The organism is Psychrobacter sp. CoH-33_TS_01 (assembly GCF_058189395.1).
In genome coordinates this window covers 729,133-741,277 of sequence record NZ_JBVGQI010000001.1, presented here as the reverse complement: position 1 = coordinate 741,277, position 12,145 = coordinate 729,133, and the positions used below count along the sequence as shown (strand labels likewise).

The 12,145-nt window shown below is 43.9% G+C and carries 7 protein-coding genes; 1 reads left to right on the top strand and 6 read right to left on the bottom strand.

Features of this window, described 5'->3' with window-relative positions; genetic code table 11:
- The 4 genes from ACZ2XM_RS03165 to ACZ2XM_RS03150 all read right to left on the bottom strand — a co-directional run.
- On the bottom strand, window positions 1–1,862 hold a 1,862-nt coding region (locus ACZ2XM_RS03165; RefSeq protein ID WP_490618998.1), incomplete at its 3' end, for a hypothetical protein.
- A gap of 756 nt (window positions 1,863–2,618) precedes the next feature.
- On the bottom strand, window positions 2,619–3,788 hold the full coding sequence (locus tag ACZ2XM_RS03160) for an HlyD family type I secretion periplasmic adaptor subunit (RefSeq protein WP_490588284.1): 1,170 nt from the start codon (window positions 3,786–3,788) through the stop codon (window positions 2,619–2,621).
- A gap of 11 nt (window positions 3,789–3,799) precedes the next feature.
- Complete coding sequence (locus ACZ2XM_RS03155; protein ID WP_490588285.1) at window positions 3,800–6,640, bottom strand: type I secretion system permease/ATPase; 2,841 nt, start codon at window positions 6,638–6,640, stop codon at window positions 3,800–3,802.
- Between the two features lie 169 nt (window positions 6,641–6,809).
- Complete coding sequence (locus tag ACZ2XM_RS03150; RefSeq protein ID WP_490588286.1) at window positions 6,810–8,465, bottom strand: TolC family protein; 1,656 nt, start codon at window positions 8,463–8,465, stop codon at window positions 6,810–6,812.
- 658 nt (window positions 8,466–9,123) lie between these two features.
- Between ACZ2XM_RS03150 and ACZ2XM_RS03145 the strand changes: the two genes are divergently transcribed.
- A complete protein-coding gene (locus tag ACZ2XM_RS03145) occupies window positions 9,124–9,948 on the top strand; it encodes a hypothetical protein (protein ID WP_490588287.1) in 825 nt (274 codons plus the stop codon).
- 209 nt (window positions 9,949–10,157) lie between these two features.
- On the opposite strand, the gene murU is transcribed toward ACZ2XM_RS03145, so the two are convergent.
- Window positions 10,158–10,886 carry an N-acetylmuramate alpha-1-phosphate uridylyltransferase MurU gene (gene murU, locus ACZ2XM_RS03140; RefSeq protein ID WP_490588288.1) on the bottom strand — a complete coding sequence of 243 codons (729 nt, stop codon included), beginning with the start codon at window positions 10,884–10,886 and terminating at the stop codon, window positions 10,158–10,160.
- Window positions 10,887–10,962: 76 nt separating this feature from the next.
- Complete coding sequence (locus tag ACZ2XM_RS03135) at window positions 10,963–12,072, bottom strand: aminoglycoside phosphotransferase family protein (RefSeq protein ID WP_490588289.1); 1,110 nt, start codon at window positions 12,070–12,072, stop codon at window positions 10,963–10,965.
- Window positions 12,073–12,145 lie beyond the last annotated feature (73 nt).

Below are 12,145 nucleotides of genomic sequence, written 5' to 3'. Positions count from 1 at the left end.
GCATCAGCATCAGCATCAGCATCAGCATCAGCATCAGCATCAGCATCAGCATCAGCATCAGCATCAGCATCAGCATCACAATCCGCGTCGGCGTCGGCGTCTGCATCAGCGTCTGCATCAGTGTCAGCATCGGCATCAGCGTCAGCGTCTGCATCAGCGTCTGCATCGGCATCGGCGTCAGCATCGGCATCGGCGTCAGCATCGGCATCAGCATCGGCATCAGCATCGGCATCAGCGTCGGCATCGGCATCGGCATCAGCATCAGCGTCGGCATCACAATCCGCATCAGCGTCCGAGTCAGAATCGTCAGCCCAATTGATCTCTGTAGTTAAAGTATCTAATACATTGAAATCATCATCAAATGCTGTAATTTCAAACGCCGTATCGTCCGGTAAAGCTGCCTCTCTATCAGTAAGACTTACTTCCCAACCACCATCAATTACTGGAACAGCAATAGCAATTAAATTACCTGCGGTATCGGTATAGCTAATTTCAACTTCGGTTGCAGTTAATGGTGCATTCCCTCCAAGGTTGTAGCCATTAATAAAGTCGATAGTAATTTCATCTTCGCAGTCGGCATCAGCATCAGCATCAGCATCAGCATCAGCGTCAGCATCGGCATCGGCATCAGCATCAGCATCGGCATCAGCGTCAGCATCGGCATCAGCGTCAGCATCGGCGTCAGCATCGGCATCAGCATCGGCGTCACCATCGGCATCGGCATCGGCATCGGCGTCAGCATCGGCATCAGCATCAGCATCAGCATCAGCATCAGCATCAGCATCAGCATCAGCATCGGCATCAGCATCGGCGTCACCATCGGCATCGGCGTCGGCGTCAGCATCAGCATCAGCATCAGCATCAGCATCAGCATCAGCATCAGCATCGGCATCAGCATCAGCATCAGCATCGGCATCAGCATCGGCATCAGCATCAGCATCGGCATCACAATCCGCATCGGCATCGGTATCGGCATCGGCATCGGCATCGGCGTCGGTATCGTCTAACCAATCTATAATATCGTTTACGGTACCTAATACATTGCCATTTGCATCATAGGCAACGACTTCAAAAGCTGTTTCATCTGATAGTCCTGCAGCTCTCTCTGTAAGGTCAGCTGTCCAGCTACTGCCAACTACTCCAACACTTAGCTGTATAAAGTTGCCATCATTATCGTTATAGTTTATCTCGACCTCATCTGCATTAGGCGTGACATAACCGCCAACCTCATAGCCTTTTACTGAATCTAAAGTAACGTTTTGATCTTCCTGAGAAGCCACCACTTCTTTATCCGAAGTGGTTAACGCAGCGCCATTAAAATCTTCAGCGACAGGCTGTGCATTACTGTTATCACTACCACCACCTCCCGCAGCTGCGGCTACACCTGCCAAGCCAACACTCCCTCCTAGTGCTGCTAACCAAGGCATACCTGCTAATCCCTCACCTTGACTTGAGCTTTGCCACCAAGTCTGATTCAGTGACTCTCCTTCCAATATTTCAGCACCGTTATCACTAGCTTGCAGCGCATTAACATAGTCTGAACCTTTACCGGTCGCATCAACATAACTATAGTACTGACCGTCACCACCCATGCCGACTAAAGTGTTATTACCATCATTGTTATAAAAATCTTCGATAATAAGATCAGGATTTTTGGCATCATTTTCGAAAGATACTTGTAGATCATTACCTTGACGTTTGGTCACAATATCATCGGGAGCTCGACCCAAGGACGGATCAAGTAATTCATAACTAACATTACTAAGACCTTCAATAACCACCGGCTTGCCACTTTGAGTGACAAGTTCACGCATATCTAGCGTTTGAGACTGATCGGTAACCGATACAATAATTGATTTCATTAGAAAATCCTTTTTTATTTAGGTCGTAAACGAGAAAAGTTATTTAATGAATAAAACTGGATAAAACAGTATTTTTCATGCAGCACAACGGCTAATTACCCTCTGTTTTGACTATATTGAATCTTAATAAAACGCTTAGTCATCACCGAGTTGATGCTCTTAGCAGGGTCCTTTTTAGTAGTATTGATACAAATAAAAGAGGCAGTTATTCAGAGTCAATGGTTTGCCCCATGAGTCACACGCGCTTTGCATATCATGTTTTTAAACTATAGACAGAAAAGGCTTATTACAGAGAAAAGTCTTTTGGTAAGAAATAGAGGTACTATTGGATAAGTGGCATTGATTAGCTGCGAGCGGCTTACTCTTCATAGGTTGCTCCATACAAAAATCCTAGGCATCACGCCTACAGAGTGGTAACTTATTTAAATTCTTTAATTTAATAAAACTACTTAAATAATTTAAATTAATTACACAATCACTCTAGCACAGTGCTTTTTTGCAATCATTATCCGTAGAGAAATTCTGATTACTGGTACTAGCATCCCGATATAAATTTATTCTTTATATTTTTTTATAGAATGATATTGGAAATTACCTTTTATCTTTTTAAATATACTTTTCGTCTATATGCCACTGTTTAATAGAAAAATATTTATTCCTAAATAATTAACTCAATTTCTAAACAAAAAAACGCCAAGCAAAATGCTTGGCGTTTAAAGAAATATTGTATAAATAATAAGTGCTGTTATGGTGTGACTAACGCTCTCCCAAACCTTCTGACAAGGTCTTGGTAATAGGCTTAGTTAGATAGGATAATACGGTTCTCTCCATAGCCTTGATGTCTACTGAAGCTGTCATACCTGGTTTAATAACTATCTCATCACCACGTCCTGCAAACTCAGCTCCAGTGATAATCACTTGTACACGGTAGTAAGGCTCGTCACCCTTCGGAGTCTTCTCTATCAAAGTATCTGGACTGATATAAGTCACCGTACCATTCATAGCACCAAATATGGAGTAATCATAAGCATCTAATTTCACAGTGGCGTCCTGCCCTTCTTTGACATAAGCGATATCACCTGGACTTACTTTAGCCTCTACAATCAAATCACTACTAGTAGGCAATATTTCCATAATGACCTCACCAGGCTTAACCACCCCACCGATAGTTGTGACATTAATATTATTCACTTTACCGTTGGTTGGCGCCATCAGACGTTTTTCTTCTAACACTTGGGCGCGATCGCGTAGCTGCTCAAGCTCGGTATCTAGCTCTTCTTGGGCTTTTGTCATATCTGCCTGAGCTTCTTCGAAATACTTATTACGCTTATTATTAATCTGCGCTTCGATATCAGCAACTTGACGGCGCAACTTAATAACATCCGCCTGGCTTACATCACCGTAAGCCAATAAAGGCTCGTTCATACTCAACTCTTTATTCGCGAGCACTAGCATCTTTTCTAGCGAAGAAACATCTTCATTAATAGCTTGCCGGCGACGATTGTATAGTGCCGTTTGGTTTTGTACATATTCTGGATACTTTTTGACATCGTCAGGGAAGACTAATGGCTTTTCAAAAATCTCCGCATTGAGTCGCGCCAACTTAGCTTTTAATGCAGCGGATTTTGAGGCAGAGTTGGCAAATGCTGCCTGAGCACGCTCTTCTTCTAATACGACTAACAATTGACCTTGTTTAATTTCTTCCCCTTCCACCACAGCAATCTCAGTCAACACCCCTCCTTCAGAGGCTTGAATCTCTTGAGTACGAGCGCTAGCAATTACCGTTGCTTTCGCCCGCGTAACTTGGTCGATTTTAGCAAAAGAGGCCCAAACAATAAGGATAATGATGCCGAAGAGTGCTATCCATATGGTCAACCTGGCCCGCCCTACTTTGGGAGATGTTGGCGTATATTTATAGTCTGACATACTGGTTTACCTTACTGGTTATTTTGATTATCTGAGGGCTTTTTTATCGTGGTCGGTTTAATTCTAATCTGCTTAATCGAAGAGTTGAGTGGCTCAGCAGAAAAACTCTCTCCAGTATCAATACTGTTAGAAGTTAGTGGACCCGTACCTGGACCCACATTCTGGTTAGCGACCTCTGCATGAGTACCTGTTTGCGAGCTGTCTTGATTTAAAGTAGCTGAGGTATTAGTAGTACGTCTTGGCTGAATTTTTATTGCCGTTGCTTTAGGCGTCTCTGTGCTATTTGCAGAGGCATTTGTATTGGTATTAGCATCAACATTTTGCTTGGCATTGGCACTAGTAACTGTAGGATTGCTAGCATTACCTCTAGGATTAATTTTTATTGGACCAGACGTTTTTTCTACTATGCTATTGGCTGCCGTATTAGTCCTCTCAGGTGTACCTGCTATATAGCTATTATTAGGATGATTATGGCTAGTGCCATCCTCTTTGGCTGGTTGCTGCCCTGAGTTTACAGGCTGAATTTTAATAGCGGTATTGGGCTGTGCCATTGCAGCTGGCGTATTGGGTTTAGGGCTAGGCTGATTATTCTCGCCAGCAGTAGTATCGGCTGTATTTTCTAATGCCTTTTGTTCGGCTGTAAGTTGTTTTTTGGCCTTCTCATTATTCATCAACTCGTTCAGGACCGCTTGTTTTGGACCATCCATAATAATGCGTTGATTGTCCATAATAATTAGGCGATCCACTAAATCTAGCAAGGCTGTCTTATGGGTAGAGACGATAAAGGTCTGACCCTCTTGTAGCTCATGTCTTAATACTTGTAAACAACGCTGTTCTTGGCGGTTGTCCATAGAAGCCGTAGGTTCGTCTAATAAAAACACATTGGGCTTAGTTAATAGAAGACGAGTAAAAGCAACCAATTGCTTTTGGCCACCCGACAACCCACGCCCGCCTTCACTAATAGGCAAATCCAGACCACTGGAATGGCTTGATACTAAATTAATGAGCCCTGTTTTTACCAAAACCTCATGCATCACATCATCATTAGGCGCGGCCATACCAATCAATAAATTCTCTCTAAGCGTGCCTTGAAAGAGACGATGGTCCTGTTGCAGATAGCCGAGGCGCTCACTCAGGGTCTCACGGCTAATTTGCTGAATATCCAACCCATCTAAGAGGATACGACCACTAGTCGGCGCATATAAACCTGACAACATTTTTAATAAAGTGGACTTGCCTGACCCAATAGGCCCTAAAATAGCGATGCGCTCACCAGGACGAATCACTAGCTTGGGGACAACGACAGCGGGACGGTCATTACCCTGATAGTTAAAGGTCACATCATCACATTCGAACAGACCCTCTACGCGGGACGGCGATAACGGATAATTGACGCCATGATTATCTTGCTCAAGCGCAAATAGCGAATCGATATTTTTTTTCGCTGCCTTCGCATGGGCATATTGTACTAAAAGGTTAGGGATACTCATGACAGGGGCAAGCACTCTACCCCCTAGGATAGAACTGGCAATCAAACCACCAATGGTCATATCCCCTTTCATAACCACAAAGGAGCCAATAATTACGATACCCACATAGCTGACCTGTTGTAACATCTGGGTAAAGTAGCTTAAATTGTCATTAGCATGCTTCATATCCAAATCGTTTTTGATAGTGATATCCATCACATCAAGCCAACGCGATAAGAATTTCCAGCTGCCCGCCCCCGCTTTAATAGTCTCTACGCCTTCGACCGCTTCGACGAGCAAACCCGTTTTATAATAAGAAGCACTGGCGCCTTCAGCCGCAATTTGATCGATACGTTTACGAGCCGTTAAGCCCATCACGATAGCGATACTAGCCGCAATAATAGGGACAGCAGCCACCAACGGTGAGGCGATAAAGGCGATTAAGGTAATAAAGATAATGGTCATGGGCAAATCGACGAGCCCAAATAAGGTACTGGCGGTAAAGAAACTACGGACTTGCTCATAACCGCGTAACTGTGCCGCCATAGAGCCCACGGAGCCTGGCATCTGGTCAATTCGAACTTTTAATAAACGCTGAAATACTTCTCGCGATAAATACTGATCGAGACCCACGACGACCTTATCCATAATGCGTGAGCGCGCAAACTTCATAAAGGCTTCAAACAAGATGATAAGACCGACACCACTGGCTAGGATAATGAGCGTATATTCACTACGGGTCGGAATAACGCGGTCATAAACCTGCATAGAGAACAGCGAGACAGCTAAAGCTAAAAAGTTAATCAAGAAGGATGCTACTACGGCCTCAACCACGATTCCTTTATAATTTTTTAGATCTGAATTTAGCAGCTCACTAAAAGAAGAACGGCGTTTTTTAATATGATCGTCTTTTAAGCGCACCCGCAAAATTAACGCCAGCTCATCAGCGCGAGAATGGGTTTGCCGATCTAACTGTTTAAAATTCCAGCGTCCTTGCGGGGTTTGGGTATCGATAACGCCCCAACCAATATCTGGGCGAAAAGCCAATAATGGTAAGAAAGCGGCATCGGGCTGCTCTAATATCTCGGGTAAATCTTCAACGCCGACCCCATTCAATACCGAGATTACCCCGCCCAAGGTATTGACCTCTGGACCTTTATGAGCGGCAGCTTTTTTAATATGGCGAAGGATAATTTCCTGCAAACGCACATTATCAATTGGATAGCCCTGTTGGCTCAGCAAATGTCTAATGGCATCGGCAAGCGTCTGCTCTAATGGTGGCTCATCAATGACAGCATCCAATAAGGCATTATCAAGGTCTGAACCGCCTTCAGGGGTAGCGGTACTATCAGCATGCGGATTTTTAGGGAAATTTTCGCTCATACTAGTCACTTATTAGTTAGCTAGACATTGGTTAATTGGCTAGGAATCGGAAATAGTATCAAATCAAACAGACCGTAGCATTAACGGTAAAACAAAAGGCTTAAAGGCCACTTATATTTATAGAGCCTATTATAAGACCTTACTATAAACCCTTATCCTACGAAGTAGCTTACTCCGTCTCAGGAAAGCTATCTTCTTCAACGAAACGGTCGCTAGTAGCAAAGCGATCTGTGGGGGCGGAGCCAATATTGGGTGGCAAATCACCGCTTTCTATCAGATCGCTGTCAGTAAGGACAGTATCATTATCGAGCACAGTATCCACTTCGATAAAGTTATCCTCTCGGGTGACTCGAACCAACTCGCCTCTATCCAAACTGGCTTGAGCTCCGGCGGGCAGTCTAACTTGTAGATAAGATTCTGGCTGACTAGATGCGTTACGATAGCCAAGGTCGCGACCGATATCCTGTATTTCTTGCTTCTGAAACCAGTTCTTGACGGGATCTAAAGGTTTAAAGAGCTTGGTAGGCTGTCTATTGTGGGCAAACTGCTGCCAAGGCATCACCCCAAACTCTACCTGCAGCTTATAAAACGCCCCTAATATATCGGCACGGGTTTGTACCAATTGGATTTGATAATCACTATGCTCACGCACAGCATTCAATACCTCAAGCCAAGACTTACGACCGGCGATAAACTGACGCCGATAGGAATTGACCACAATTTGCGCTCCGGCGACGGCAGCCACTAAGGATGCTTCTCGGTCTTTGGCGCTCGCAAATTGCTGATATTGAACTTGAATATCTTCCATTACATTACGACGAGCAGCTTCTTGATTCTGCACTAAGCTGCTGACCCGGGCTTGTGAAGCACGGGCTAAAGATAAGTTGGAAAATCCAGCGCCAGGATCATAACTCAAGCCCAAGGAGAACTTGCCGTCATCTTCATTATCTTTGTGATAATAGGCGTGTTCATATTGGGCATACACTGTGGGATAGCGTGAGGCCTGCTGAGCTTCTACTTCTTGTTTAGCAGACTCAATTTGAAAGTGTTCTTTGACGACTGTGGGATTATAGAAACTGGCTTGGTTAAAGGCCATTTGCTCAAAGCCAGTAGACTGGCGCTTGGCTTGATCTACTAATATCTCGATATTAGGGACGCTGAGGGCAGTACCCTGTGATAATGGTTGACCAATGATTTGCTCAAGACGGGCCGCGGCAATACGTTGCTGTTCAGCGGCAGCTTGATAGGCATTTTGTTCTTGTAAGATACGGTTGGTGGCAAGCTCTAGCTCAATACGGGCAGACACACCCTGACCAACACGACGTTTCATCATCGCTTCAAAATCATTAAGCTGCTTTAAATTTTCAATATAAACCCGCTGTTTCGCCACCGCAGTGATATAACTTTGCCAAGCATCAATAGTAGTTTTAGCCACTTGGTTTTGCTGCTCATAGATACGCTCGACCGCAGCCTTATCATCGAAGATAGCCTGATTCACATTCGCTGTTAATTTACCACCTGTCCACAGTGGCTGGCGAATAGTAATCTGCGAAACGATATCATCCTCTCTATCATATCCTGTGCTAATGCTAGGCGTAGGCAATAAATTCAGCTTGGCCGCATTGATACCTTCAGTAGTCGCTTGTTGCTCAGCTCGTGCAGACCCCACCAACGGATGCGTCTGAATAGCCTGAGAAATTAGTGAGTTAATCTGTACATCAGTAACGACAGCATAGGCGGTTACCGAAGTGCCAAACCAGGAGAGTAAGCACGCCGCTAATAAACGACTGATAGTATGATGAGTTTTCTCATAGGTTGGTGACATAATTTCTGGACTGTCCCTATCAATATAGTTACTATTTTATTGTTTTACTTCACGTTAATGCTAGTAAGCTAGCTACCCACTATAAAAACAATAATGGTATCAGATGGATAAATTAGTTATTCAATATTACTATAGTTATGTTTAGATAATATTTATGGATTATAAACTATTTATAACGAATATAAACCAACTATTTTCGGGTTTATTAATTTCCTAATTATAGTAAATTGATCTGTATACGAGTTAAATATTTCTAGGCACTATTATAGAAAGCTACAATGAAACAGGTTTTTAAAATAGAGATATTTAATGAATAGAGTTACTACTCAACCTAAGCTTCTATCAAATAAATAGTTTTAAATATAACTTACTACTCCTTTAAGAGCGCACTATAGCAGAAATTATAATTAGCTTTAACAGATATTTAGACCCAAGCGTCGCCAAGCACTTATTGCAATAATGCCGATAATGTTTAAAAGCAACTCGCAACATCTGTCGCTTAATACGCTATATTTAAGTCATGATTACCAACCTTAGCAATCTAAAATCGCTAACAATGTAGATTTTCTCTTCCTCGTGATAATATGAGCCTCTAGACCCTACCGGGGTATTATCAGCTATATGATCTAACTTATATCAACTCAGCTAAGACGACATTATGACTACTAAATCACGGGATAAATGGTTACCTGCCCTACTATTGGCTGGCATAGTGCATGTCATCGTATTTGCGGCCCTGTATGTCAATTATGCGAATAAGAATAATCCCGTAGCGACAGAAACTAATATTAACTCTGCACCGTCTAGCCAACCAGTCACTACTAGCCAGCCTACCGCTCTCGTTAGCGAGACGGAAATTAGAGAAGTACCTGTGGTAGATGGCAGCCCTAATCAATCTACAGAGTCACAAAGCGCAAGTAACGCTCAAAACTCTAGTACAGAGGGTAATCGTGATAGTGACAATACTGCGAATACAGACAGTAATGATAATAAACTTGCGAAAAGTACAGCAGATAAAACTAGCGACAATAGTGAAGTTACCGCTAAATCCACTGGACAAGTTGCTGATATAGCTATGACTCAAAAGGCTACCCCGGATAGTGACATTACTACCCCAAGCAACCCATTGACCACGCAACGATCGAATGCTGGGCTGCTAGACATGGACATGCCAAGTCAGAACAGCAACGGCAAAACCACACTAGATAAAGACTATAATAAGACGAAAAGCGAAACAGAAGAGTTGAATGCCAAGATGAGTTCAGGTATCAACGAGATTAAAAATCGCACTCAAAAGAGAATCGAAGAAGCAGAAGCTATGCAAGCTTATGCCCATGCCGTAGACAATGGCAGACCTAGTGTGGCTCTTAGCAGCAAGCCAGCTAGCAGCACACCGGCCGCCAAAACACCGTTAACTGAAAATACCGATACCATATCATCAAAAGCACCCTCGAATAGACTCACCACAGCTACTGAAGACTAGTGACTGAGCGCCATCGCTAGTAGGCCAAAGCTAAATATCAGCATGGCATACAGTAAAAGACAATCACGAAAAAGGGCTAACCATCGAATAGAGTGGCTAGCCCTTTTTTACACTTGCGCTTTCTTATACTTAATTAACCAATAAGCTCATACCTATAAAGCTCATCACTTAACTTTTTAATAGTCAGTCAGCTCTTTAATGAAAAGCGCTTAGGCGCCTAAATGCTCGCCGACACCTTTCTCAGCCAAATACTCATTAATCTCTGCTAAACGCTCAGGTGTGCCCACATCGATCCAATTGTCGGCCATAACTTCAGCTGCAACCTGAAACTTAGGCATCGCCTTTTTGAGCAGTACCCCTAAAGGAGCGGCTTGTCCCTCTACGAGACCCGCAACAATACTGGGTGACAAGACACTAATCCCAGCAAAGGTATGTTTTTGTGCATTAGCTATCGCCTGCTCACTGGCCAAACCATTCATAATAGCAAAGTCCCCACCATCATTATGCTGCGGATTATCAATCATAATGAGGTGAGCCAATTGATCCGCGCCCAATTCATAGTCGGTCAATTGCCCAAAATCGTAAGTCGTCCAAATATCTGAATTCACTAAGATAAACGGAGCGTTTTGCAACTTATTATGCTGTAGCGCATTAAAAATACCGCCAGCAGTCTCCAGTGGTTCATCCTCTTCAACGGACCAATGCAACTTGACACCAAACTCACTACCATCCCCTAGCTGCGCCATCAGCTTGTCAGCCAACCAAGAGGCATTAATCGTGATATCGGTAATGCCTGCTGCTTTTAAAGCTTTGATATGCCAGACAATCAGTGGTTGACCACCGACCTCGACCAAAGGCTTAGGGGTCTCTAAAGTTAGCGGACGTAAACGGGTACCTTTACCAGCCGCAAGAATCATTGCTTGTGTAATCTTTGCCATTATTTATCCTGAATATTGAGTCAGTAGCTTGTTTATTGGTAATTTATATAGCGTTAAAGCTTAAATGCATTAGAACCTATGCTGCAAATTTCTGTTTAAAAGCCGGCATGACGGTGTCTTCAAGCCAGGCTTTAAATTCCGTAGCTATAGCAGCTATTGGGCTATCATTATGTTGGCTCAGCCAAGTCAATTCTACTAATAAGTCGCGCATTACTTTAGGAATATCGGCCAAATAGCGGGCCTTACCATCGCGTTCGCTTAAGCGTACGAAAATTCCTAAAATTTTCAAATGGCGTTGCATGCCCATAACCATCAGGTCATAAGTCAGTTGCTCGACCGTGATATCACTGACCTCTGCGGCAATATTGGCAGACGCTAACTGGTCGCTATAATATTGAATCCAGCCTGCAATCCGCGCTTCTGACCAATCCACATAAGCATCGCGTAGTAAGGAGGACAAGTCATAAGAGTAGGCACCAATCACCGCATCTTGAAAGTCAATCACGCCTAGACGCTCTGCATCTGCGCAATCTTGCATCAGGTTACGGCTATGATAATCTCGATGTACTATAACGCTAGGCTGCGCTAAGACTTGCTCTATAACGGCCTGTTTAAGCGCTTGCCAGCACTGCTGCTCAGGGGCCGCAAAGGGTACCCCAACGTAAGGGATAAACCAGTCGCTGAACAAGTCCATCTCACGCTCCAGCATAGCAGCGTCATAATGAGGCAGTTGTGCTTCAGCAGGAGCAATCGTCTGCAATTGTAATAAGGTATCAATCGCCTGTTTATAGTAATGATCTACAGTCTCTGCTGGTGCATCGGCGACCAAATGGGCAAACTCTGTAGTGCCAAAATCTTGTAATACCAAAAACCCTTGCGCCATATCTTTGGCGATAATGGTCGGTACATTAATCGTCTCCGCTAGCAGCTCATCCACTGCGACGAACTCGACAATAGATTCCATCTCAGGAGGCGCATCCATCACGATATAACGCAGTGGTTCAGTGACCGTATTGGCCTGACCCTGCTCGCCCGCCTTTGCGGTTAAACAAAGCCGATGATAACGGCGGAAACTGGCATCACCCGGTAAACTGTCTATCTGTAACTCATAGTTATTAAACTGCTGGTGCAACCAATGGTGCAAAGTAAGCTCACGCTCGGAAAGGGCTTGGGTAGATGCAGTCATAGTACTCGTCTTATCCATTTTTCTTAGTAGGGTGATCGGGCATCAAGCACTAGTCTATTACCTTGTTGGGCAG